The sequence below is a fragment of the Rossellomorea vietnamensis NBRC 101237 genome, from assembly GCF_001591825.1.
Classification (GTDB): Bacteria; Bacillota; Bacilli; order Bacillales; family Bacillaceae_B; genus Rossellomorea; species Rossellomorea vietnamensis.
Map to the genome: position 1 here is coordinate 50161 of NZ_BCVQ01000019.1, position 24602 is coordinate 74762.

Sequence of the window (24602 nt, forward strand, 5' to 3'; positions counted from 1 at the left end):
ATGGGAGAGCGTGCGGTCAAGCTTAGTGAATGGGGCGATTTCCCACCTTTAAAGAAAAATTATCCTGTTTTCAGGTTTATGGGTGGAAATTTGATTTCATTTTTCGGAGATCAGATCTATTTCATTGCCATTCCACTTATGGTTTTATCTATAACGGGGTCACCTGTGAGCATGGGAATTGTAGCGGCACTTGAGAGATTACCGATTTTGTTGCAGCCTTTCGCAGGAGTTTTGTCCGATCGATTCAACCGGAAGCGTCTGCTGCTTTTTTGCGATTTAGGGCGGTGCATACTTGTCGGGATCATCGGGATTCTATTTATAAAGGGTACGCTTGAGATGTGGATGGTATATCCAGTGGTCTTTGGTATTGGATCATTAAGTCAAATCTATAATACTTCTCAATTTGCTTCAATTCCAGGTCTGGTAAGAAGAAAGGACCTTCAAGCCGTGAATTCATTGAATTCCGGGATGTTTAATTCAGCTCTATTTTTAGCACCTGGTATAGGTGGGTTGATCATTTCTTTTTTTAATCCAGGGTATGCCCTGTTGGTGAACAGCGTCAGTTTTCTCGTCTCATTTCTTGCCATTGCAAGTCTCAGGATGAAGAGGAATGAGAGAGATTCATCGAGAGCTTCCGTATGGGGGGAGATCAAGGAGGGATTTGAATTCGTTCTAAAGACCAAACCGATTTTGTATACAAACCTTGCCATGGTATCTTCCGTATTTGGAACAACGTTGTTCCTCACATTAATAGTGTTTCACTTGAAAGATTCCGTGAATATGAATACGGTTATGATAGGCTGGTTGTTGTCAGCTGGCGGAGTGGGTGCCATTATAGGTGCGGTGACGTCTACCTGCTTTCGGAAATGGTTTTCTTATAGAAGCATATTATTTACGGCCTCTGTGGTCGGCGGACTTTCGATTCTATCTTTCGGATTGATGGAATCGTATTTCTGGCTCGTGGTCATGAACGCAGTAGGGACCTTTTGTGCTTCAATGATGAGTCCCTGCATCATTACGATCCGACAAACTCTGTCCCCCGATCACTTATTGGGGAGGGTGCAGGCAACGAGCCGTCTCATGACGTGGGTCCTCATGCCGATCGCCGCATTTCTGGCAGGGATACTAGCAGAAGCAATGGGAACCAGCCTCACCATCGTACTTGCCGGAGCGATCTCGACACTCGCCTCCATACCATACCTGCATCATAGCTTAAAAGATCAGTAGAGGGACGGACCTCATACGTTCATTATGGTAGGATGGGAGTAGCATATTATTGGTATAGACATGAAGGTTTTATTCATTATGAAATAAAAGGACTCAGAAAGGGGAAAAGGGATGCAAACAAATCACCATGACATCACCATCATCGGTGCAGGAGTAAGCAGTATTTTTCTCGCTTATACCTTGATGAACCAAAATGAACATGTTTCCATCCACATGATTGATCTCGGGAAGGAACTGAGTGAACGTACATGCGGTTTAGATGAGGGAGGAATCTGTACATGTGAAGGTGTGTGCAGTAAATACATAGGGTTTGCAGGTCTTGGGAAATCCGAGGGCAAATTTAATTATACGAATGATTTTGGCGGGGAACTTGGCAGGAAAATCGGACCGCAAAACACTCTTGATTTGATGAGGGAAGTAGACAATATTCTCTGTAAATTTGGAGGTGATAGCATACACTCCTATAGTACGAAAAATGAAGGGATTTCAAGTAGAGGCAGTGAGGCGGGCTTGAAGGTTCTTTCCACGGAGGTCCGTCATTTGGGAACACTTCTTTCGAGCGAGATTTTCGAGAAGATGTATAGAGTACTGAAAACCCGTGTTACTTTCAGTTTTGAAACACGTGTCGAGACCATTTCTAAAAAGGGCGGGACCTTTCACTTAACATCGACAAGCGGTCCTTTCACCACAGAAAAATTGGTGATCGGTACGGGCATGAGTGGAAGCAAATGGCTTAAGGAACAAGCAGCATCACTTGGCCTTTTTCCGGGAAAGACGCGACTGGATATGGGAATTCGCGTAGAAATGAAAGGTGATCAGCTTCAATCCATCCTACAGGACACCTTTGAAACAAAGCTGCAAATCGAAAGGGACACATTCAGTGCCACAACTTACTGTATGAATCCACATGGGAGGATTATCCGGAAGCACCAGCATGGATTAGTGATGCCGGATGGACAAAATGCCCGTGAAGAGGATACACCGAGTGCGAACCTGAACTTCAGTTTATTTGTTCCACGTTATTTTCAATCCCATGATGAGGCAATGAAGTATGCAGGGGAGATCATAGGTGGAATCAATCAAGGACGAGGGAGGATTGTCGTACAGCGATGGGAGGACTTTAAACTCCAAAGACGTACTGAATCTTTGGAGGGGAATTTGATAGGTCCGTCCCTCAATGGGGAATGCGGAAATATGCGAGAAGAGGTCCCGGAATTGTATGGGATGGCCCTTACTGAGTTTTTAGGTTCTCTTGAAACTCTTATTGGGGAACCGATCCACCCCGATACCCTTCTGTACGGGTTGGATGCGAAATTTCATGAACCGAAGTTACCGACGGATGAGAACTTTGAAACAGAAATATCAAATCTGTTTTTGATTGGTGATTGTTCGGGAGAAACCCATTCCCTGTCCCAGGCAGCGGCAAGCGGTGTATATTTAGGAAAATACTTCGTTAATCATTTTTCCAATAAATGATAATTTTAGAATAATTTGAAACCTTTTTGTCTGTTTTTTCGTACTAGAAGATAAGAACAGACAGAAAGGATTTTTTTTTGGTTAGGAATTGTGGAGGAAGATTTAAACTCTAGTCTTTTATTAGAATTATGAGGGGAGGAATCTTTAGATGTATTACTATTATAATCTCTTGTTAACGATTATCATCCTTATCGTCGGAACTGGAGTGGCGTTTTTCATTGATCATTTCAGTAAACAACTAGAGAAGTGGATCCCCAAAAAATTATTAACCCTTACGATCATCTTGATACTATTTACACTCATGACATCCGCTACGTTGATGATCAGTTCATTAACAGGGTTCAGGCTGATGGATACGGCATTCATTTCAAGTCTTTGCTTTTTTGCGCTGGGGTGGTTTACCAATATTTCAAAACGTGCTGGAATCAATCAGGCGTCAACGGCCGCTAAGTTCATCACGAATAACCAATTTAAGTATGACTATGAATCCGCAAGTACTTCTAATAAAAGTCCTTATTTGATTGCAAGTTTCTTGTTTCTAGTACTAAGCTGGGGGATTTCATTTTATATGGCGTATCATTAAAGATGATGAGGAGGAAATGCGTTGTCTGACTGGGGAGTTTTGTTTCTCTTATTTCTGATCATTATGACCATCTTGTCCTTGACAAACATTTTGGTTATGAAGATTTCAGGTAAAAATAAAAAGAAGAGAATTTGGTCAGGAATATTCTGTATATTGCTCACACCTGTGGTTTTTTTCTTGACCGGTTTATCTGTAAGCCCATTTGATCCATATGGATTTGGAACAGGAATGCTCATGATGATTTATGGCGCTTTTTTTGCTTTGAATGGGATAGGGATCATTGTAACTGGGTTGTTTCTGGAATAAGGGAAGCGTGAGGAATAGGAAGGTTTACAAATAGATGCTCAAATAGAAATCCCTTTAGTACTATAGAGATCAGTGATATAATTGATGAAATGAGCATGTTGAAAAGGGGAAAAAAAAGCCGTATGAGATATATGAAATCACAAATGAAACTGTTAGTCAGGGACAATAAAGAATTACAAGGAAGATTGAAAGTATTGATGGAAGAAATGAATTTAGAGAGAACATTTGCCCTCAAAGCCCTGTATCATTCAGAAGTAGCGGATGGCGGGAAATTTCAGGCTGCGTATCAGGCACTGGACTTACCAAAGGAGTAAGTCTTTTTTTGTGTTAAATGGTTCCTTGCATGTACCTTTGATCAAACATATTTTGAGAGGGTGTTCATTTTGAAATTTGTATTTGACTTAGATGGGACGATTTGCTTTAAAGGGAAGCCGATTTCAACAAGAATCGTCCAATGTTTACTTGAGTTGAAATCGGATGGCCACGAAGTATTGTTTGCATCTGCCAGACCGATTCGTGATATGCTCCCTGTACTGGATGCACGATTGCATTCCTTTCCTTTAATTGGTGGGAACGGTTCTCTTCTTTATCATAAAGGTGAAGTGATTCATTCAACTTCTTTTCATGAAAAAGACCTTAAAAAAATTTATGGCCTTATCGAGCAATATAAGTCAACCTATTTGATCGATAGCGAGTGGGATTACGCATATACAGGTCCTCTCGACCATCCAATCCTCGATTTCCTTGATCCCGACAATCTTGCCCAGAGGCATCCAGTCGCTTCACTGACTTCTATTGTGAAGATATTGTTGTTATCAGCATCTAACTTTCAAGAATTAATACATGAATTGCAAGACTTGGATATCGTCGTAAATATCCATACAAATGAAAACGTAGTGGATATCAGCCCTTCCAATATTCATAAATGGAGCGCGCTTTCGGAATTTGGAGTGGATGAAGGAGATTTTATTGCATTTGGTAATGATGCTAATGACATCAATATGTTCCAAAAAGCAAAACATTCTGTCATGATAGGGTACCATGAAGGACTTTCGAGCTTTGCCGATGAACAAATCCCTCTTACGGGTGATTATGAAGAGGAAATCATTAGGAAGTTGAGGGAATTGACATTCGTATATAATGACATTACTATAGGAACGAAGTAAGCTGGCTCAGGAGAAATCCTTTTAGCCGGCTTTTATTACGTCGGAAACCAAATGATTGACTATCAGGATGAAATATATTATATTAATTGACGGGTCAACAATTGACCTATCAATTATATACAAGGAGGAGGATGCTTTGTCCAACTCGTGCCGTGAAGAAGAGAAAATCATTGTTCAACTCAATGATATATATAAGCAAATGAGTCCGAAATTCGAGCGTTGTACAGGGATCAGTCAATCTCGCCTGGACCTGCTGCACAGACTGTTTGAAGTGGAAGAAATCAGTCAGACCGCACTTCAGCGTGAAGTGAATATAGACAGTGCCGCCGTGACCAGGCACCTGAAACAGCTTGAAGGAAAAGGAATGGTTTCCCGTCGTAAGAATCCTGCGGATAACCGTTTTACTTATGTTCGACTGACAGAAGAAGGAAGAATGAAGATTGAAGCTTACAGGGAAGAGAAAGAGATTTTCATCTCTAAAGTCTTCAAGACCTTCACTGAAGAAGAACGTTCGATTTTATCTGGAATGCTGAACAGAATTCAGGATAATGTCCAAGACATCGAATACTAAATAAAAACACATAAAGGAGAATGCATCATGAATACAACAAAAATCAATGATTTCAATGAAATTATCACAGGTCGTCGTTCCATCCGAAACTATGACCCATCCGTAAAAATCAGCAAAGAAGAAATGACAGAAATTCTTACAGAGGCAACACTTGCACCGTCTTCTGTTAATCTGCAACCTTGGCGTTTTGTTGTCATCGACAGTGCAGAAGGAAAAGAAACGCTTGCACCACTTGCCAAATTCAATCAAAACCAGGTGAAAACATCTTCTGCAGTCATCGCAGTATTTGTTGATATGAACAGCCTTGATTATGCAGATGAAATTTACAACAAAGCGGTCGAAGAAGGATATATGCCTGCAGAAGTAAGGGACAGACAGCTGCCAGCCATTAAAGGTTTACTTGAAACGATGCCTCAAGATCAGTTCAGGGAAATGAACCTTATTGATGCAGGATTAGTATCCATGCAATTGATGCTTGCTGCACGTGCCCACGGATATGATACCAATCCGATAGGTGGATATGAAAAAGATCAAATTGCCGAAGCATATGGCATGGACAAAGAACGTTATTACCCGGTCATGTTGATTTCCATCGGGAAAGCTGCCGATGCGGGATACAAATCAGTCAGATTACCAATCGAATCCATTGCGGAATGGAAATAAATCAACGAGGAGAATAGACATGATTATTATACATGCAGAATTTCAGATCAACCCAGTGAAAGAACAGGCATTTTTAGAAGAGATCCGCCCTCTGGTAGCTTCATCCAGAGCGGAGGAAGGCAATATTTCTTATGATTTAATGAAGGATACGGAGAGAGAAAGTGTATATACGATGGTAGAGGTTTGGAAAGATCCATCTGCTGTCGAGAGCCATAATTCCAGCGAACATTTCACTTCATTCGTTGGAAGGGCACCTGAGTATTTAGCGGCTCCGTTAGACGTGAAGATTTATGAGGGAACTAAAGTAGAAAAATAATGGTTTGAGAAGCACCCGGCATGAGCTGGGTGCTTTTATTATGCACCTTTACTAAATCTCAATAATGATCGGCAGTAGTACAGGCTTTCTTCTTAACTGCTTGAATAAAAATTGACCAACGTCTTTTTTGATTGCTTGTTTCATTTCTTTCCAATCCCGAATATTCGCTTCAGTCAATTCATCTACTACTTTTTTGACTAAAAGGTTAATATCTTTAAGAAGATCTTCTGAATCACGAACAAACACAAATCCCCTTGAAATCGTATCTGGACCGGAGATAATGGTATGATCAGATTTACTGAGGGTTACGACGATTATCAGCATCCCATCTTCTGAAAGCTGCTTGCGATCGCGCAGGACAATTGAGCCGATATCTCCAACACTCAAGCCGTCCACATAGGTATCACCCGCTTGATGAGATCGGGTTTGACGAGCGATGGAATTCTTAATATCAACGGCTTCCCCGTTTTTGATGATAAATGTATTCCCATTCTCCACGCCCACCGATTCAGCAAGTAAACGATGATGGTGGAGCATTCGATATTCCCCGTGAATGGGGATAAAGTAAGTTGGTTTCATCAGTGTCAGCATGAGCTTTAAATCTTCCTGATAACCATGACCGGAAACATGCATCCCTGTTGAGCTTCCACTCCCATAAACAACGTGGGCACCGAGTTGAAAGAGGTTATCAATGATGCGGGAGACTTCTTTCTCGTTACCGGGTATGGGTGAAGCTGCAAGGATGACCGTATCACCGGGATAGATGGATACTCCACGGAAGTTTCCAGTCGATAATCGGCCGAGGGCAGCCATGGCTTCCCCTTGACTCCCTGTACATAAAATGGCTACTTTTTCTGGAGGTAACGCATCGATTTCACCTGCATCAATCAGCATGCCCTCAGGAACCGTCAAATACCCCCGATCCATTGCAACAGATACTACATTAATCATGCTTCGACCTAATAATGCCAGCTTCCGATTCGTCTTGATGGAAGAGTCCACCACTTGCTGTACACGATTCACATTGGAAGCGAAAGTGGAAACGAAGATCTTGCCACGCGCTTTAAAGAATGCTTCATCCATATGGTTACCTACCATATGTTCTGATGGTGTAAACCCGCTCCGTTCTGCATTCGTACTTTCAGAAAGCAGTACCAGAACACCTTCATCTCCAATCCGTGCCATTTTATGAATATCTGCATATTGGTGATTGGCAGGAGTTAGATCAAATTTAAAGTCTCCTGTATGAACGACCTTTCCTTCCGGCGTATGAAAGACAATACCCAGACAATCGGGTATGCTGTGACTGACCTTGAAGAAAGATACATCGATGGATCCCAAATTGATTGAACTCTCAGCATCAATCGTTAAAAGTTTTGTATCCCGGACGAGCTTATGCTCTTCTAACTTTAATTGGATTAATCCCAGTGTGAAATGAGTAGCATAAATAGGGATGTTGATTTTTTTGAGAAGGTAGGGAATCCCTCCAATATGATCCTCATGCCCATGCGTGACAATGAGACCCCGAATTTTGTCTTTGTTTTTCTCAAGATAGGAAACGTCGGGAATGATTAAATCGATTCCTAAGAGACTCTCATCGGGGAACTTACCCCCGCAGTCAATGATGACGATATCATCACCATATTTCACTACATACATGTTTTTTCCGATTTCATTCAATCCACCCAGTGCAAAAATAGTCAAACCCTGTTCATTTGTTTCCAAGAAAGAACCCTCCAAGACAAGTTTTTCTTACTATTCCCGAATGTGTTTATTTCATTTATTAAACTTAACTGCCTGTGATTTTTACATTTTTTGTACGTTATTAAATATCCAATAATGGAAAATTATGCTATGATAACAGGGGTGTTTTTTTATAAGGAGTGAAGAGGGTCATGTCAACCAATACTTGGACACAAGTCGATCAATATTATGCTAGTAAACTACAAAAATCGGATTCCATTATGGAGTCTGTTTTGAAAGAAAATAGTGAAGCCGGACTTCCTGCAATCGATGTCTCTCCGAATCAGGGGAAGTTCCTTTCCTTACTTGCCCAGCTTAAAGGAGCAAAAAGCATTCTTGAAATAGGGACCCTGGGTGGGTACAGCACGATTTGGCTAGCAAGGGCACTGCCGGAAGATGGACGTCTGGTCACCCTTGAGTTCAGTGAAAAGCATGCAAGGGTTGCTGCACGAAATATTCGCTATGCAGGGGTAGAAGACAAGGTGGAAATCAAAGTGGGTGCGGCACTTGATACCCTGCCGACTCTCAAAGGTCCATTTGATTTCATTTTCATAGACGCCGATAAACAAAACAATGCCAATTATTTAAAGTGGGCACTCCAACTGGCCCAGCCTGGGGCGGTCATCATTACGGATAATGTGGTTCGTGGCGGAAGGGTGATTGACGAAAACAGTGAAGATGAAAGCGTTCAGGGTGTCAGGTCATTTGCCGAGATGTTGTCTAGAGAAGACAGGATCGATTCAACAGTCGTTCAAACAGTCGGCTCGAAGGGGTACGATGGGTTTGTAATGGGAATTGTAAAATAAAAGAAGGATTCTATTGTAATGAACTACTTTTTTATGTAAAATAAATGAAAATTCTAAATCATACATGTCATGATAGGAATCAGTAGTGACTTATCTCCCTGTCTTAGAGAGCTGATGCTTGGTGGAAATCAGCACACAGATAAGCACGAATTACCTCCTTGAACATTCTTTGTGAACACAAAAGTAGCAGAGAACGGCCGGTCCGTTATCCGAATCGAGTGGAAGAGAGATCTTCAATGAGGGTGGTACCGCTGCTCCGGACGTTCACATCGGACATACAGTGGTACTGAATAAGTTAAGACAGTTTCAGGAAAACGGTCATATCGTCCAGCTGATTATCGGAGATTTCACTGGAAAAATCGGAGATCCCACAGGGAAATCAGTTGCAAGGAAGCAGTTGACGGATGAAGAAGTGAAAAGAAATGCACAGACATATTTTGAACAATTCGGAAAGGTACTGGACAAGGAAAAAGTTGAGCTTCACTACAATTCAAGCTGGCTATCCACGTTGAACCTTGAAGATGTGATGCGCTTATCTTCAAAGATCACAGTTGCACGGTTGATTGAGCGAAACGATTTCTCCAAACGGTTAGCAGAAAAGAAACCGATTTCACTTCACGAGCTGTTCTACCCTTTATTGCAAGGTTATGATTCCGTCGCCCTTGAGAGTGATGTGGAGCTTGGAGGCACGGATCAGCAATTCAATGTCCTGATGGGGAGACATCTTCAGGAACATTACAACCAGGAAAAACAAGTGGTCATATTACTGCCATTACTTGAAGGGCTTGACGGGATTGAGAAAATGTCAAAATCAAAACATAATTACATCGGGATTTATGAAGATCCCAATCAAATGTTTGGGAAAACGATGTCGATTCCTGATGAGCTGATAACAAAATACTTCGATTTGATCACCGATTTATCGTTAGAAGAAAAGGAGAGGTTAGCTCTTGAAGTAAAGAATGGTGCCCTTCACCCGAGGGATGCCAAAGTCCTTCTGGGAAAAACGATTGTCAGGATGTATCACGGAATAGATGCAGCGGAACTGGCAGAGAACCAATTTAAGGAGGTCTTTCAAAAGGGTGCACTTCCTGAAGATATTCCTGTGGAGGAATGGACGGGTGAAAAGAATGTTTCCGTAATCGATCTCCTTGTAGCCTTAAACATGCAAAGCTCTAAAAGTGAGGCACGCCGTATGATCCTAAATGGAGGAATCAGGATCAATTCAGAAAAGGTTCTGGATGTTCAGTCAAACGTGGAAATGAAAGATGGCATGGTTTTGCAAGTAGGGAAGAGAAGGTTCATAAGGGTAAAAGTGCAAAACGAAAAATAAGATAAAATAATTAGCCTAAAGCCAGGAAGGTGGTCATGGAGAGTCAAGGGGGCTCTTCGTGACTGGTTATTTATGCTATAATTTACCATAAAAACAAATGATAGAATGGGTGTTTACGATGAACGAACTACATAACTTGATCAAAGAACATGCAGAAACGGAGCAATTTTCCGGATCGGTTATGGTAAAGCGGGACAGTGAGAGTCTCTTAGAATCGGCATTCGGGTTTGCAGATCGCAGCGAAGGAAGAAAAAACAACCCAGATACTCGGTTTGGAATTGCCTCGGGGTGTAAATTGTTTACTGCTGTAGCCATTTGTCAACTTATAGAAAAGGGAGAAGTTTCATTTCATACACCAGTAAAAGAACATTTTGAAGGTACATTCCCACATTTTGATGGCAATGTGACCATCCATCATTTACTTACCCATACCTCTGGAATTCCTGATTATTTTGATGAGGAAGAGATGGATGATTTTGAAGATTTGTGGAAGCAAACCCCAATGTATTTAATGAGAAAAGGGGAAGATTTTCTGCCCCTCTTTCAAAATGACCTTATGAAATTTTCTCCGGGAGAAAGGTTTCATTATAACAATGCGGGTTACATCATTCTGGGGTTAGTGATCGAGAAGCTTTCAGGGATGACGGTGCAAGAGTACATCAATAAGCATATCTTTGAACCGGCGAATATGAACGCATCCGGGTATTTTCGTCTGGATCGATTACCTGAGAATACGGCTTATGGCTACATTGATGAGACAGGCAGCTCATGGAGAACCAATATGTATTCCATTCCAATCCAGGGTGGGGCGGACGGCGGGGCTTATGTCACGGGTCCTGATATGCTTTCGTTCTGGGAGGCACTTTTAACAAATAAGCTCCTTAATGAAGAAAGTACAAGGCTCATTTCAAAACCCCATGTTAGAGTCAAAGAAGGAGTGAACTACGGGTATGGGATGTGGTTGAATCTACCCCATAAACATCACGTGATGGGGTATGACCCAGGGGTGAGCTTTCATTCTGCCTATTATCCGAAAGAGAATATAAAGACAGTCATTCTCTCAAACGAGAGCTCAGGTGCTTTCGATATTATGAAATTGATAGAAAGCTATTTCAATTGATAAAAGGGGTATCACGATGGGTACGGTTAAAATAGAAAAGGCTAATATTGAAGATGCATTAATTCTTACCAGACTAAAAAAGAACGTGTTCGATACGGAAAAAGAAAAGTGGCTAGGGAGCCAGGATGGTATCGTGGATCACAATATCCAGCCGCCAGGCTACGATTCAATCGAAATGACTAAGTACATGATCAGGGAATTGAATTATTTCAAGATCCTTTATGAAGGGGTGCTTGTAGGAGGATTGATTCTTACAGTGGTCGGCAAACGCCACGGCAGAGTCGACCGGATATTCGTTGATCCCCTATACCAAGGAAAAGGAATCGGCACTATGGTGATGAAATGTATGGAAACTGAGTATCCAGAAGTGATGACATGGGAGCTTGAGACCTCACGTCGACAACTGAGTAATCACCGTTTTTATGAAAATATGGGTTACAAGAAGATCTATGAAGCGAATAATGAATTCTGCTATGAGAAAAAAATGAAAGAAGGGGCCTTTGTGGGTGGTGAGTCAAGGGAGATCACCATTCATGGTGATATATTAAATGACGGGGACCTTTCTGGACTACAGGTGGAATACAGTAATATGAAAGAAACCGATTTCTATGGGATCAATGGAAGTTATTCCACTTATAGCAACAGCAACTTGATGGGTGCCGGGTTCAACAACTGCAATCTCAGTGAGTCCCGATTTCAAAATATAAATCTTCAAAAAGCGTTGATTGCAGACCTTAACATGTCTCAAAGTGAACTGGCTCATGTGACACTGGGGGGAGTACACGTTCATGACACAAACCTCGGCGAAAAGAACGAGCACATCAGGTTTGAACGATGCGACTTGCATGGTAGTAAGTTTGATAACTGCAATTTGAACCATGTCGAAATTTCAAACTGTGATGTAACCCGTATGAAGATCAATGGCATATCAGTGGAGGATCTCATGGAAGCATACGAATCAATTCAGGGCAAAAGGAAAGATTAAATTGCACAGACACCCATTATTCATTCAATCATATTATAGGTATTGACTGAATAAAAGAGGTGTTACTTAGAATGAACCCATATCAATTTTATCGTCAATTTAAACCTTTTTATCTTGATGGCTATTCACGGACACCGGGGAATCAATCTTTGGAGTCAAATCTTCAAAAAGCCATCAATGGTGAATATAGCGCCATTATTTGTTATGAAAAGCTTGCGAAAATGGCCCCTACAGAGGATGAAAGAAAACGGATCCTTGAAATACGTAAGGACGAAAAAAGACATTTGAAGTCATTCACTGACATCTATAGGAATTTGACAGGGATGGAGTCCAGTCCTCAATTGCAGGAAGGTTGTCCAAACTCGTATAAAAAGGGATTGGATTTTGCCTTTCGGGATGAGCAGGATACGGTGGATTTTTATTATAGCGTTTCGGATGGTGTACAGGATGCCTTTATAAAAGAGACATTTCGTCGTGCAGCTGTTGATGAACAGAATCACGCCGTATGGTTTTTATATTATGCCATGCAGAATAAAGGCAGCAGGGGTGCATCAAGACAAGTGGACTACGGGGCAAAAGGAGCACTTGCTGCTGCTTCCCTTTCAGTTCCCCAGATGCTCAATTATGCCATGCAGGACGAATACCTTGCCCAGGCACGATACGATCGGATCTTAGAGAATTTTGGGAATGTCCGCACTTTTTTACAGATCAAAGAAGCAGAGTTGCGTCATATTACCGCATTGCAGACTTTGTTCCAACGCTATGGATTGCCGCTGCCTGAAGATCAATCCCAATCGTACACAACCACTCCGGATTCATTAAAAAGTGCATATGCAGCAGGGGTTCAAGGGGAGATTGATAATATCGCTATGTATGATCGGTTTTTAACGTTTAATCTGCCTCAGGATGTGAGGATCGTCTTCACACAATTGAGAAATGCTTCACAGAACCATTTAGCTGCATTTGAGAGAGGACTGGCAAGATAACAAAAACACTGGACATGATATTCTGATCCCTAATGAAGAAGAGAGAGATGAGTCGCTCATCTCTCTCTTCTTTGTGCTTATTTAAAAATTCCGAATGGCTTTCCTACAGGAAGCGTTTCTTTCCCGAAGTGTGTATTCAACACACTTGCAGCTGAACCGTAAAAGCTGAAAAGGGCAATGAACAGTTCAGAGATCGCTGCTAATTTGTGCGTGGCTTCAGGAGCGACTCCCAGTGTAGACAGGGAAAGGCCGATGAATAAGAAATCGATCAGGACAAAAATGATGAATAAGACCTTATGAGTCTCCATGGCACCAACTGTCATGAAGATACTGAATATCAGATAGCCTATATAGGCAATGCCGAGCTGACTTGGATCTATTGCAGCCGCCGCTGCTTCTCCGAATACCCCGAATGAAATCAACCAGGAAGTCCCAACCCCGAGCCAGAATAATCCGAAAGCACCGAATGCCGTCATACCGAATGTATTATTGTGCTTTGCATCTCCAAAGCTTGCCATCAATTGGGCAATGCCTCCGAGGAAAATCGCCCAAGGCAAGACGAACGAGACGCCGTCAGTCCATCCGAGTTTTGCAGAAGAAGCTACAAGGGTGACCATGGCCAGTCCGAAAAGTCCAAGGGCAGATGGATCAGCTGTCGTGATCTGAACCCGTTGAGTGGTTTGTGTGTGATTCATGATGATACCTCCTATTAAACATACCTGACTAATTTACATAAAAAAGTGTGGGTATGCAATAGAAAATATCATGTAAGCGAAACTTTCATACAAAATCCCGGATAATCATTGAATGATCATCCGGGATTTTGTTTTCCCCTTTAAGAATATCCAATTCACAACAAAATAACGCATGAACTGAGTCAATCTTACATAGATATCAAGTGGGGACAAATTTCTTCCCTCAACAGGAGGTGACTAGGATGGAAGAATATTTCATTTTCATGCTCATTTTTCAAGCCGGCAGCTTCTTCATTTCGTTACTGAACCATATTGATAAGTAGAAAAAGACATGAACATTTTCCGGACTATGACTGGCCTCATAGTGCGGATTTTTTTCTGTTTCCCTTATATTCTATGTCGCTTTTTCCTTTATTATACGTTTCTATGAAAATACTAATCCGCTCAGGATGTTTCTAAATCCGAAAATTGTTGTTATCATTAGAATGTTGAAGACAAAAAAATGATCGGTCATTACTATACATATTCATGGAAGGAATCAGATCCTTGAAAGCTATACATCAAAAACTTATAAAAGAACGCTGCGGTACTGTTTCTTTCAAACGGGGAGAGGCATATTACCGTTCCAATAAGGTGACATTAGACAAATATTCGAGACATTATTGTCGAGGGACTGTAATGGGGGAAGAAGAATTTCACGTTACTATTCAGGAGGATTCAAAAGGTGAAATCGAAGCCAGTTGCAGCTGCCCGAAGCTTGCATCATTTGATAAGGATTGTCAGCATATAGCTGCTGTGCTTTTGAAAATGGAAAATGAAGAGCGAAAGATGAAAAGGAATGAAGAAGGCGTCACGGAGGAATTTTTCACATTGTTCCAAGAGGAATCCTTCCGTTCCCCGGCTAAGCTTCGTCATTTTGAAAACAGACAGATTGTGCCATGTGAATTTCTGATTCATCCAACGTCTACCCGAGATGGGGGAGACTTGCTTGGAATTGAATGTATCATAGAGGGATATAAGCTAAAGCCGATTCGATCCTTTTTGGAATATATAAATGAAGGGAAACCCTTTCATGTTTCAGACTCATTCATATTCAATCCGGAGTTTCATTGTTTTGAGACTGATACAGCAGCTGTGATTCAATATCTTGTGAACGTGTCAAAGGATTCAGGTAATAAAAACGATGATGGCTATTTGCTTATTCCTCCATCATTATGGGATAGCCTCATTCCACTACTCAAACTTGCTAAAGACGTTAAATGGCAACATAACGAAAGAACCCATGAAGGGTTTAGACAAGGGGAGCTGCCTCTTCCAATACAATTCCATTTTAAGCAGGCCGAGGCTGGCGGTTACAGGTTATATATCTCCGGACTGTATGATATGACGATTTTGGAAGAGTATCAAACCGTCATTCATGATGGTGTTTTCACACAGCTTGACAGCATGGATGGGAGAAGAATTACTGAATTAAAGAGGTTGTTAGGCCATTCAGGGTCAAGGTTCATCCCCATTTCCCCGGACCAGATCGGCTTTTTCCTTGAAAAAGTGGCTGTGGGATTGAAGAAATTAGGAGAAGTGCAAATATCGGATGACATTGCCGAAAGGCTGGAAACGGCACCGCTTGTTGCGAAGCTTTATCTGGACCGGGTAAAGAACCGATTGTTAGCCGGACTTGAATTCCATTATGATCAAATCGTGATTCATCCCCTTGCAAACCGGCAAGCGCCATCAGGTTCTCTTTTAATACGAAATGTAGAGAAAGAAAATACCATTCTGGAATGGATGGACGAGTTTGCATTCGGTAAAACAGAAGGTGGTTACTACTTACACAATGAGGATTTGGAATATGAGTTTTTAACCTATGGAGTGACGAAGCTTCAAAAGGATGTTCAAATTTATGCCACAACCGCTGTAAGAAACAGGATTTCCAGAGGGAGTCATCACCCGAAAATAAGGATCAAAGTAAAAAAGGAACGAATGAATTGGCTGGAATTCACCTTTGAAATGGATGGCATCCCGGAGAGACAGATCATGGAGATCCTCGGGGCATTGGAAGAAAAGCGGAAGTATTACAGGATGCGAAACGGCTCACTCTTGTCACTGGAATCAAAGGAATTTCAAGATATTCAGCGCTTTATACATACGTCACAAGCAGAGAAAAAAGATCTCGTAAAGGGGCTCGAGCTGCCATTGCATCAAAGCCTACACCTCTTGGATACGGTTGATGGGGGGCATTCATTTACTTTTGAACATTCCTTCCAAGAATTTTACGGGCAGCTTATGAACCCCGACAGCCGGGAAATTTCGGTGCCTTCCCTATTAGACGAGCGGCTGAGACACTACCAGAAGACAGGATTTCGATGGATGAAGACTCTTTCCGATTATGGGTTGGGCGGAATCCTGGCTGATGATATGGGGCTTGGGAAAACGGTTCAGAGCATCACGTTTATCGTATCGGTACTTGAAGAAATCAGGGCAAAGAAGCTTCCGGCCCTGATTGTCTGTCCCTCTTCCCTGACGTATAACTGGAAAAGCGAATGTGGGAAATTTGCCCCCGAGGTCAATGTCCTCATCATGGACGGTAACCAGGCTGTACGAAAGAAGAAACAGAAAGGCATGAGGGATGCGGATGTCATCATCACTTCCTATCCTTTATTGCGAAGCGACAGTAAATGGTATGAACGACAGAAATTCCATACGGTCTTTTTTGATGAGGCGCAGGCTTTCAAAAATCCACTCACCCAAACGGCAAGAAGTGTGAAGAAGATAGAAGCGAATAATCGCTTCGCCTTGTCCGGAACACCTGTGGAGAATTCACTTGAAGAATTATGGTCCATCTACCACGTTGTATTCCCGGGATTATTCAAGGGACTTAAGGATTACAGCCGTTTAACAAGAAAAGATATAGCGAAAAGAATCAAACCATTCGTTCTACGCAGAATGAAAGAAGACGTGTTATCTGAACTTCCTGGAAAAGAAGAAATTACCCATTATTCAGAGCTTCTGCCCCAGCAGAAAGAATTGTATGCAGCATACCTGGCCAAGCTGAAACACGATACCATGAAGCATTTGGATAAGAATACATTGAGAAAAAACAAAATTAAAATTCTCGCAGGATTGACCCGTTTAAGACAAATCTGCTGCCATCCCGGATTATTTGTAGATGGTTATCATGGCTCATCTGCAAAATTCTTAGAGCTGATGGAGTTGTTGGAGGAGTCCAGGATTTCAGGCAGAAGGGTCCTGGTCTTTTCGCAATTTACGAAAATGCTTGAGATGATCGGGAGAGAGCTGACACTCAAAGGACAATCCTACTTTTACCTGAATGGAACCACTCCGTCAGAAGAGAGGGTTAAGATGTGCAGTCAATTCAATGAAGGGGAACGGAATCTCTTTCTCATCTCTCTAAAGGCAGGTGGAACAGGGCTGAATTTAACGAGTGCCGATACGGTGATTCTATATGATACATGGTGGAATCCCGCGGTAGAGGAACAAGCAGCGGACAGGGCACATCGCATGGGACAGGAAAATACGGTGAAAGTGCTGAAGCTGATTGCCAAAGGAACGATCGAAGAGAAGATGAACGAGCTACAGGATAAAAAGAGGAACCTGATCCGGGATATCATGGACCCTGATGAAAAGATGGTTCAGACCTTAACCGAGGAGGAATTGAAAGAAATCCTATCCATAGATCAATAACGAGTACAATAGTTGGCATGAACGCAGGATTCGGGAGATACTAGTAGGGTGATGAGTACCCTTCTCTGTATCTCATCGTGCGAACTGAAGAGAAACATATTATAAGGAGCACCCTCAATGACATTAGCCATGACGGAAAATGAAATCACCCTTGCCATCATCCAAAGTTTAAAAGATGGAAAGAAAAGCATTTTTTTAGATATAATCGAAGAGCTTCAGCCCTACGACATCGCTCAACAATATCTACACATCCCATCCAAGCACCGAAATAAATTCCTTTTGTATTTACCTCTTGAAGAACTCACGGAATTCATTCAGGAGATAGAAAGGGAAGACCAGTTGCTCGTTTTGGAGAAGCTCGGGATAGAGAAATCTACAAAGGTCCTCGATCTGATGGAAAATGACAACCTGGCCACATTGCTGACGGATTTAGAGCCCGAGAAGATTGAGGAATTGCTTTCAGAGATGAACCAGGCAGAGTCTCAGGTAGTTCAGAATCTCATGACATACGAACCGGAAACAGCCGGCCGGATCATGAACAACCGCTATGTGTGGATACCTAAACATTATACGGTGCGTGAAGCAGTGGATAAACTGAAGCATTTCGCAGAACTCGCCGAATATTTGAACTATCTCTATGTTATTGACGACGAAAAGAAATTGATAGGCGTCATTTCCTACAAGGATTTATTACTTAGTGAATTAGTAGATAAAATTGAAGATATCATGTACAGCCGTGTGGTTAAAGTTGATGTCCATACCGATCAGGAAGAAGTGGCCAAATTGATCAGCCGCTATGATTTCATCACCCTTCCGGTCATTGAAGAAGACGGAAGGCTTGTCGGGGTCATCACCGTCGATGACATCATTGATGTGGTCATTCAAGAAGCCAATGAAGATATTGAGAAGCTATCTGCATCTGGTAAATCCATCGACTTTACGACCAAACCATTTGTTGCAGCCTATCGACGTCTTCCATGGCTTGTTTTATTACTGTTCATCGGACTCGTTTCGGGGAGTATCATTGACACTTTCTCTGCAACCCTGAAACAAGTCGTGTCACTTGCGTTCTTTATGCCGATGATTTCGGGGATGACCGGGAACACGGGTACGCAATCACTGGCCGTTGTCGTCAGAGGGCTGGTCTCGAATGATTTGGATATAAAACAAGTTGTAAAGCTCGTTTTCCGGGAATTATGGGTAGGCATCATCATCGGTGTGACTTGCGCCGTCATTATATCCCTGATTGCCTTTGTGTGGCAGGGCAATATGGTGTTAGGACTCGTGGTGGGAAGCTCTTTACTGATTACGTTAATAATCGGGACATTGGCAGGAACCATCATCCCCCTCATCCTATATAAGTTTAATGTAGACCCTGCCGTTGCTTCCGGTCCTTTGATCACAACGATCAATGATATCCTTTCCCTGCTTATCTATTTTGGCATTGCCACCATGTTTATTACTAAATTGATGTAAAGGATTTGGCCGACAAAATTCCTGTGGTAAAATAGTCAGTGAACGTCAAGGGAGTTAGCATGATCACTGAACATTGAGGGACTCCTACCGATACTCATGTATCGGTAGGAGTCTCTTTTGTGAAAGAACTTGTATGTTTAGAGGTGGAAGAATATGATCTATTTATTAGTTGGTGCAGCTGGTATGGTGGGTGCCCTGCTGCGATATTATCTTGGGGTCTTTGCCGGGGAATGGTGGGATTATACGTTTCCTGTGGGGACATTTCTTGCCAATATGATTGGAAGCTTCGCGTTGGGATATGTCACAATGTACATATTTCGGATGAAGAAGGTCCATTCAATGACAGCCACAGCCATTGGGACAGGGATGATTGGATCTTTCACTACTTTTTCCACATTCAGTGTCGAGACTGTCAACCTTCTTACTCATTCTCATTTGGTTCTGGCACTTATTTATATATTAGGAAGCATGTTCGGTGGTTTATTTATGTCATGGGCAGGCTTTACGATTGGAAAGCAACAATATAATCTGTATAAGCAAAAGGGGGGCTAAAGATGATCGTACAAGGTATGATGGTCGCGATCGGGGGGTTCTTTGGGGCAATATCCCGCTTTGGGATCAGCCGTTTGTTCAAGAAATATGATCATTCTGACTTTCCATACGCTACCCTATTTGTCAATCTGGTTGGATCATTTCTTCTTGGGTATGTAATCGGATCGGACATCGTTGAAACGGGTATTCTTCTTCTCGGGACTGGTTTTCTTGGATCCTTTACGACTTTTTCCACTTTTAAATTGGAAACCATTCAACTTCATGCCGATAAAAAATGGAAGCCCCTGATTACTTATCTCATGATCAGCTATACGGTTGGTATTTTATTCGCTTTTATAGGAATGGCTTTAGGCAAATTGTAACGATGAGGAAGCAATTCACAGTTCTATATCATTCATTCAGAAGCTCAGGTCGCCTGAGCTTTTTTTCATTCACGGAATCATCATGTGTAGTGTGAAAAGAAGAAAATGAGAGAAGGCAGCCATTATATAAAAATAATATTGACCACAGTGGTCAAAGGGATTAAAATAAAATTGACCATATTGGTCAAATGCTTGTCCTTTAAAAGGAGGTCAAAAAAGCTTGTTTAAGTCATTGAACATCGACTCAGAAAAAGAAGATCGAATCATTAGAGCCGCAACCCGGGTTTTCGCCGAAAGTGGATATGAAAAAGCCTCGACTAATGCCATCGTAAAGGAAGCGAAGATTTCCAAAGGGATTCTGTTTCATTATTTTAATAGTAAAAAAGAACTGTATGTTTCTCTTTATGAATATCTCTCGGATTTGTTTACAGAAAAAATATATGAAAAACTCGACTGGAATGAGCATGATATTTTCGTTACGATCCGCTCGGTGACATTGATCAAGTTTGAACTATTCTCTGTCTATCCTGATCTGATCAATTTCCTTACCAGCGCCTTCTCAGAAGAAGCTCCCGAAGTAAAAGACGAAATTGAGAAGTATAAAACGAGGATGGTGGAGAGTAGCTTTGCCACTTTATTCTCCAACATCGATACTTCTAAATTCAAAAAAGGAATCGACGTAAATAAATCGATTCAGGTTATTTATTGGACCTTCGAAGGGATGGCTAATCAACAACAACAGAAAGCGAAGTCACGATCTGTAGCTGAAATCAATCAAGAAGAAGTGCTGGCGGAAATCGACGCCTATATCGAATTATTGAAGATTTCTTTCTACAAATAGAAAGAAAAAGGGAGGATCATATGATGAATGTGATTGAAATTCACTCATTGACTAAAAGCTATGGGAAATCAAGGGGGATCAGCGACGTCAGTTTTCATGTTGAAGAAGGGGAGATCTTTGGGTTCATCGGGCCAAATGGTGCGGGGAAATCAACGACCATCCGGACCCTACTTTCATTGATCCATCCGTCCGCAGGCAGCGCAACGATCTTCGGTATGGATTGTATTGAATCTGCCCCTGAGATTGCAAAGGAAGTGGGATACCTGCCTTCAGAAGTATTTTATTATGACAATATGAAGGTAATCGACCTTTTAAAGTATTCTGCCAGCTTTTATAAAAAGGATTGCACAAAAAGAATCAAGGAATTGGCTGATATGTTAAATCTGGACGTCACGAAGAAGATTGATGATCTATCTCTTGGTAATAAGAAGAAGGTAGGGATCATTCAGGGACTGCTTCACGAACCTAAGCTGATTATATTGGATGAACCTACTTCAGGCTTGGATCCCCTTATGCAACAGAAATTCTTTGAATTGCTTCAAGCTGAAAATAAGAGAGGAGCTACCATCTTATTTTCATCACATATATTGAGTGAAGTTCAGAGAATGTGTGATCGGGTGGCAATCATCAAAGAAGGAAGGATCGTGCAAGTTGAGAAAATCAGTACGCTAAAAGAAAAGAATCATAAGAAATTCAAGATAGAGACGAAAGAGGACGTCGAACTTTCTGACTTTGAAATGGAAGGCGTAAGCAAGCTGGAAATAAAAGCCCGCCAAATCAGCTTCCTGTTCAGGGGGGATATCAACAAAGTCATGAGGAAGATTGCTGATATCGACATAACGAATCTATGGATCGAGGAGCCTGACTTAGAAGAAATCTTTATGCATTATTATGAAAAGGAGGATTGACCCTTGATGAATATCTTTCTTTATGAGCTAAAGGCTTATCGAAAGTCGACTATGATATGGACTTTGGCCCTTACGTCATTGATGATTCTGTTCATGTCTTTGTTTCCTTCCATTTCTAAAGAAATCGACGAATTCAAAAGGCTTCTGGAGGGGTTTCCGGAGGGGGTTCGGAAAGCATTGGGAATACAGATCGATAGCATAGGATCTCTAAACGGTTATTATTCGTATTTCTTCCTTTATATAACTTTATGCGGTTCCATACAGGCAATGAATCTGGCCATTTCGATCTTTTCGAAGGAAATCAGGGAAAAGACGGCGGAATTTCTTCTAACTAAGCCTGTGACCCGTACTAAGATCCTTTCATCGAAGGTGTTTGCAGCTATTGCTTCTATGCTGCTTACGAATATTGTTTACGTGATTTCGGCCATCATTGTCGCCAACCTGGTAAAAGTGGAATCGTTTAGCCTAAATATATTCCTATTGATTTCATGTACTCTCTTGCTCACGCAATACATCATGTTTGCCTTGGGAATGCTTATCGCTGTCGTATGGTCAAGGGTGAAATCTGTCCTTACGCTCTCACTTGGTATCGTATTTGCCTTCTTCATCATGGGGATGGTGGCTGCAACGGAAGAAGCGGGGCGTTATTTCACACCGTTCAAGTACTTTGACTACACATATATAATGAATCATGCTTCATATGAATGGTCATTCCTGGTGGCAGGCATCACACTGATCGCCGTCGCCATGATACTAAGCTTCATCATCTATAATAAAAAAGACATTCATACGGTTTAGAAGGAGGGGATGTCATGAATGTATATGTAAGAGAAATGAGGGCTCATCGTAAATCCCTGATCATCTGGTGCATTGGAATGATTGCATTGATTGGATCCGGGATGGGGAAGTATGCAGGCTTCTCGTCGTCAGGTCAATCCATGAACGAATTGATGGAGGGGCTTCCTAAGTCTATGCAAGCCATTCTTGGAATCGGCAGTCTTGATATGGAGACAGCAAGTGGATATTACGGAGTGCTCTTCCTTTATATCGTACTACTTGCAACCATCCATGCAGCATTGACCGGTGCGACCATCATTTCCAAGGAAGAAAGGGATAAGACAGCCGAGTTTCTGTTTGTCAAACCCCTCCCAAGGAAGAAAATCATAGGTCTTAAGCTTGCCGCTGCCTTGACTCAAATCGGGATACTCGCATTGATTACCTGGATTTTCTCCTTGGTGATTGTAGGTCATTATAGTGATGTGCCGATAGCTTATGATATTGGAGTAACGGTTGCGGGAATGATTATTTTACAAGTACTCTTTTTATTGATTGGAACGGCCGTGGCAGCTTATAGTAAAAAGCCTGCAAAGTCAGCTGCAGTCGCATCTGGCGTATTATTACTGACATTCATCCTGTCATTCGCCATAGACTTGAACGAAAGTCTCGAGGCATTGAAATACCTCACACCCTTTAAATACTTTGAAGCTGAAAATTTAATGTATGGGGGAGGGTTGGAATCTGCTTATGTAGGGATATCCTTCGCGTTGATCGTCATTTTGAGCATTGCGACATTTTTATTTTTTGAAAAAAGAGATCTGAAAATCTAGAGATGGCTCTATAAATAAGGATCTGTTTCAAACAGAAACAGATCCTATTCATACAGGTTTACAATGTTGATTTCAACTCTTCAATCTGTTCTAAGTGCCTCTTCTCATGATACCCAATAAACGGCACCCACTCATCTAAACGGATTTGTCCGAAAATAGGGTGAGGATACGCTTTTTTCTGTAAATCTTCCTTGCTGGTTGTTCCAATGAATTGGAGAAGATCTTTGCGAGATGCTTCCAGTTTTTCCTTCATTTGTTGAAGAGTCTGATTTTCTTCTGTAGGGACCACAAAAGGAGGGGCGTCCACCTTGGTCGATCGATTTACCGTATAGTGAATCGGCTTTGAGTCCACCTGCTGTTCTTCGCCTTTTTCGAGGGTCAACTGAATCGTTTTGGTAAGAGATCTCTCCATTAAATAAAGATGATCCAATACTTGCATGATCGTCCAGCGACCTTCTTCGACCTCTTTGTTTAATTCTTCGTCTGTTAGGTCATTCACACTATTTAATAATTCAATGCGAATATCCTCAATAATCTTTATTTCTCTCTCCATGCCAGATCCTCCTCATACTTTCTTTCAAGCTCATTTTACTATTGTAGAGGGGGCGCGTACAGTAATTGCACTTTAAGCGGTAGATTATTGAATAAAAAACGAGGCTGTAACAAAACTAAATCCATTTCCTCTAAAGAAAAACAATCAAGTAACTAGATAGGATCACTTATTACACCGCTATTGATTTCCGTGCAAGACTTCGCTTTCCTCGGGGCGGAAGGCAAGCCTCCTCACAGCTTTCGCTCCTGCGGGGTCTTACCTATTCCGCTTTTCCCGTAGGAGTCTTCGTCTTGCACTCCAATCAATAGCTGGATTCTGCTATATACATTAAATATGCTTTAGCAATACTAACAAAAGAAAAATTTCACCAAGGTTGTTGTTCGTACCCAGACTATAGTTTTCGAACGTTCAGTCATATGGGGTGTGTCGGAGGATAATGAGTCTTTCGCATAAGGTAAGTGATAGTATTGGTATAAGTATAGGTAATCGGTCACTGCAACTAATAGAATAAGAGTGGGTGTTTGCAATGGTGGACGCTACCATGTAATAGTGAAACACTTACGCCTGGAAAGTTGATTGGAGCGGAAGTTGCTCGACTCCTGCGGGAAAAGCTGGACAGGTGAGG

The 24602-nt window shown here is 41.8% G+C and carries 23 protein-coding genes, 1 pseudogene and 1 other annotated feature; of the genes and pseudogenes, 21 read left to right on the forward strand and 3 right to left on the reverse strand.

Features of this window, described 5'->3' with window-relative positions:
* The 8 genes from BVI01S_RS11800 to BVI01S_RS11840 all read left to right on the forward strand — a co-directional run bounded on the left by BVI01S_RS11800 (position 1) and on the right by BVI01S_RS11840 (position 6308).
* The gene (locus BVI01S_RS11800; protein ID WP_061810267.1) at positions 1-1227 is read left to right on the forward strand and encodes an MFS transporter; all 1227 of its coding nucleotides are present in this window, start codon (positions 1-3) and stop codon (positions 1225-1227) included.
* 111 nt (positions 1228-1338) lie between these two features.
* Entirely contained in the window at positions 1339-2703 is a 1365-nt protein-coding gene (locus BVI01S_RS11805) for a hypothetical protein (protein ID WP_061810268.1), read from the forward strand.
* Positions 2704-2851: 148 nt separating this feature from the next.
* Complete coding sequence (locus BVI01S_RS11810; RefSeq protein WP_061810269.1) at positions 2852-3286, forward strand: hypothetical protein; 435 nt, start codon at positions 2852-2854, stop codon at positions 3284-3286.
* A 428-nt stretch (positions 3287-3714) separates the two neighbouring features.
* On the forward strand, positions 3715-3906 hold the full coding sequence (locus tag BVI01S_RS11820) for a hypothetical protein (protein WP_034759734.1): 192 nt from the start codon (positions 3715-3717) through the stop codon (positions 3904-3906).
* Positions 3907-3975: 69 nt separating this feature from the next.
* Complete coding sequence (locus BVI01S_RS11825; protein ID WP_061810270.1) at positions 3976-4758, forward strand: HAD-IIB family hydrolase; 783 nt, start codon at positions 3976-3978, stop codon at positions 4756-4758.
* Between the two features lie 136 nt (positions 4759-4894).
* Complete coding sequence (locus BVI01S_RS11830) at positions 4895-5329, forward strand: MarR family winged helix-turn-helix transcriptional regulator (protein ID WP_061810271.1); 435 nt, start codon at positions 4895-4897, stop codon at positions 5327-5329.
* 27 nt (positions 5330-5356) lie between these two features.
* The gene (locus tag BVI01S_RS11835; protein WP_034759725.1) at positions 5357-5992 is read left to right on the forward strand and encodes a nitroreductase family protein; all 636 of its coding nucleotides are present in this window, start codon (positions 5357-5359) and stop codon (positions 5990-5992) included.
* A 19-nt stretch (positions 5993-6011) separates the two neighbouring features.
* Positions 6012-6308: a putative quinol monooxygenase gene (locus BVI01S_RS11840; protein WP_034759722.1), complete on the forward strand. Its 297-nt coding sequence runs from the start codon at positions 6012-6014 to the stop codon at positions 6306-6308.
* 51 nt (positions 6309-6359) lie between these two features.
* Here the strand turns inward: BVI01S_RS11840 and BVI01S_RS11845 are convergent, their stop codons facing one another.
* Positions 6360-8033, reverse strand: coding sequence for a ribonuclease J (locus BVI01S_RS11845; RefSeq protein WP_061810272.1), 1674 nt, complete (start codon positions 8031-8033; stop codon positions 6360-6362).
* Between the two features lie 170 nt (positions 8034-8203).
* Here BVI01S_RS11845 and BVI01S_RS11850 point away from each other — a divergent pair, with 170 nt between their 5' ends.
* The 5 genes and pseudogenes from BVI01S_RS11850 (at position 8204) to BVI01S_RS11870 (ending at position 13281) form a co-directional block, all read left to right on the forward strand.
* Entirely contained in the window at positions 8204-8857 is a 654-nt protein-coding gene (locus tag BVI01S_RS11850) for an O-methyltransferase (protein WP_061810273.1), read from the forward strand.
* 60 nt (positions 8858-8917) lie between these two features.
* Positions 8918-9119, forward strand: a binding site (T-box leader).
* Positions 9108-10190, forward strand: a pseudogene (gene tyrS / locus BVI01S_RS11855) (tyrosine--tRNA ligase); the annotation flags it as partial. It overlaps the preceding feature by 12 nt.
* A 97-nt stretch (positions 10191-10287) precedes the next feature.
* Entirely contained in the window at positions 10288-11310 is a 1023-nt protein-coding gene (locus BVI01S_RS11860) for a serine hydrolase domain-containing protein (protein WP_082804720.1), read from the forward strand.
* A 16-nt stretch (positions 11311-11326) separates the two neighbouring features.
* Positions 11327-12295, forward strand: coding sequence for a GNAT family N-acetyltransferase (locus tag BVI01S_RS11865; protein WP_034759709.1), 969 nt, complete (start codon positions 11327-11329; stop codon positions 12293-12295).
* 71 nt (positions 12296-12366) lie between these two features.
* Complete coding sequence (locus BVI01S_RS11870) at positions 12367-13281, forward strand: ferritin family protein (RefSeq protein ID WP_082804721.1); 915 nt, start codon at positions 12367-12369, stop codon at positions 13279-13281.
* A 77-nt stretch (positions 13282-13358) separates the two neighbouring features.
* On the opposite strand, the gene BVI01S_RS11875 is transcribed toward BVI01S_RS11870, so the two are convergent.
* A complete protein-coding gene (locus BVI01S_RS11875) occupies positions 13359-13976 on the reverse strand; it encodes an acetate uptake transporter (protein ID WP_034759706.1) in 618 nt (205 codons plus the stop codon).
* A 678-nt stretch (positions 13977-14654) separates the two neighbouring features.
* Between BVI01S_RS11875 and BVI01S_RS11880 the strand changes: the two genes are divergently transcribed.
* The 8 genes from BVI01S_RS11880 (at position 14655) to BVI01S_RS11915 (ending at position 23424) form a co-directional block, all read left to right on the forward strand.
* Positions 14655-17678 carry a DEAD/DEAH box helicase gene (locus BVI01S_RS11880; protein ID WP_369690887.1) on the forward strand — a complete coding sequence of 1008 codons (3024 nt, stop codon included), beginning with the start codon at positions 14655-14657 and terminating at the stop codon, positions 17676-17678.
* A gap of 117 nt (positions 17679-17795) precedes the next feature.
* Positions 17796-19154, forward strand: a complete 1359-nt coding sequence (gene mgtE / locus BVI01S_RS11885; protein ID WP_061810276.1) for a magnesium transporter — start codon at positions 17796-17798, stop codon at positions 19152-19154.
* Between the two features lie 153 nt (positions 19155-19307).
* Complete coding sequence (gene crcB / locus BVI01S_RS11890; RefSeq protein WP_061810277.1) at positions 19308-19706, forward strand: fluoride efflux transporter CrcB; 399 nt, start codon at positions 19308-19310, stop codon at positions 19704-19706.
* Positions 19707-19711: 5 nt separating this feature from the next.
* Positions 19712-20068 carry a fluoride efflux transporter CrcB gene (gene crcB / locus BVI01S_RS11895; RefSeq protein ID WP_061810288.1) on the forward strand — a complete coding sequence of 119 codons (357 nt, stop codon included), beginning with the start codon at positions 19712-19714 and terminating at the stop codon, positions 20066-20068.
* Positions 20069-20288: 220 nt separating this feature from the next.
* On the forward strand, positions 20289-20909 hold the full coding sequence (locus BVI01S_RS11900; RefSeq protein WP_061810278.1) for a TetR/AcrR family transcriptional regulator: 621 nt from the start codon (positions 20289-20291) through the stop codon (positions 20907-20909).
* Between the two features lie 23 nt (positions 20910-20932).
* On the forward strand, positions 20933-21817 hold the full coding sequence (locus tag BVI01S_RS11905) for an ABC transporter ATP-binding protein (RefSeq protein WP_061810279.1): 885 nt from the start codon (positions 20933-20935) through the stop codon (positions 21815-21817).
* 6 nt (positions 21818-21823) lie between these two features.
* The gene (locus BVI01S_RS11910) at positions 21824-22615 is read left to right on the forward strand and encodes an ABC transporter permease subunit (protein ID WP_061810289.1); all 792 of its coding nucleotides are present in this window, start codon (positions 21824-21826) and stop codon (positions 22613-22615) included.
* 14 nt (positions 22616-22629) lie between these two features.
* Positions 22630-23424: an ABC transporter permease subunit gene (locus BVI01S_RS11915; protein WP_061810280.1), complete on the forward strand. Its 795-nt coding sequence runs from the start codon at positions 22630-22632 to the stop codon at positions 23422-23424.
* 58 nt (positions 23425-23482) lie between these two features.
* Here BVI01S_RS11915 and BVI01S_RS11920 read toward each other — a convergent pair whose 3' ends face one another.
* The gene (locus tag BVI01S_RS11920; protein WP_061810281.1) at positions 23483-23977 is read right to left on the reverse strand and encodes a DinB family protein; all 495 of its coding nucleotides are present in this window, start codon (positions 23975-23977) and stop codon (positions 23483-23485) included.
* Between the last annotated feature and the right edge of the window lie 625 nt (positions 23978-24602).

Bases quoted from the DNA above. Each gene is read 5' to 3' on its own strand.
- BVI01S_RS11840 (WP_034759722.1), top strand. From the start codon at position 6,012: ATGATTATTATACATGCAGAATTTCAGATCAACCCAGTGAAAGAACAG.
- BVI01S_RS11805 (WP_061810268.1), top strand. From the start codon at position 1,339: ATGCAAACAAATCACCATGACATCACCATCATCGGTGCAGGAGTAAGC.
- BVI01S_RS11820 (WP_034759734.1), top strand. From the start codon at position 3,715: ATGAGATATATGAAATCACAAATGAAACTGTTAGTCAGGGACAATAAA.
- BVI01S_RS11850 (WP_061810273.1), top strand. From the start codon at position 8,204: ATGTCAACCAATACTTGGACACAAGTCGATCAATATTATGCTAGTAAA.
- crcB (WP_061810277.1), top strand. From the start codon at position 19,308: ATGATCTATTTATTAGTTGGTGCAGCTGGTATGGTGGGTGCCCTGCTG.
- BVI01S_RS11875 (WP_034759706.1), bottom strand. From the start codon at position 13,976: ATGAATCACACACAAACCACTCAACGGGTTCAGATCACGACAGCTGAT.
- BVI01S_RS11910 (WP_061810289.1), top strand. From the start codon at position 21,824: ATGAATATCTTTCTTTATGAGCTAAAGGCTTATCGAAAGTCGACTATG.
- BVI01S_RS11860 (WP_082804720.1), top strand. From the start codon at position 10,288: ATGATAGAATGGGTGTTTACGATGAACGAACTACATAACTTGATCAAA.
- BVI01S_RS11870 (WP_082804721.1), top strand. From the start codon at position 12,367: ATGAACCCATATCAATTTTATCGTCAATTTAAACCTTTTTATCTTGAT.
- BVI01S_RS11915 (WP_061810280.1), top strand. From the start codon at position 22,630: ATGAATGTATATGTAAGAGAAATGAGGGCTCATCGTAAATCCCTGATC.
- mgtE (WP_061810276.1), top strand. From the start codon at position 17,796: ATGACATTAGCCATGACGGAAAATGAAATCACCCTTGCCATCATCCAA.
- BVI01S_RS11880 (WP_369690887.1), top strand. From the start codon at position 14,655: ATGGGGGAAGAAGAATTTCACGTTACTATTCAGGAGGATTCAAAAGGT.
- BVI01S_RS11800 (WP_061810267.1), top strand. From the start codon at position 1: ATGGGAGAGCGTGCGGTCAAGCTTAGTGAATGGGGCGATTTCCCACCT.
- BVI01S_RS11920 (WP_061810281.1), bottom strand. From the start codon at position 23,977: ATGGAGAGAGAAATAAAGATTATTGAGGATATTCGCATTGAATTATTA.
- BVI01S_RS11905 (WP_061810279.1), top strand. From the start codon at position 20,933: ATGAATGTGATTGAAATTCACTCATTGACTAAAAGCTATGGGAAATCA.
- BVI01S_RS11835 (WP_034759725.1), top strand. From the start codon at position 5,357: ATGAATACAACAAAAATCAATGATTTCAATGAAATTATCACAGGTCGT.
- BVI01S_RS11810 (WP_061810269.1), top strand. From the start codon at position 2,852: ATGTATTACTATTATAATCTCTTGTTAACGATTATCATCCTTATCGTC.
- BVI01S_RS11865 (WP_034759709.1), top strand. From the start codon at position 11,327: ATGGGTACGGTTAAAATAGAAAAGGCTAATATTGAAGATGCATTAATT.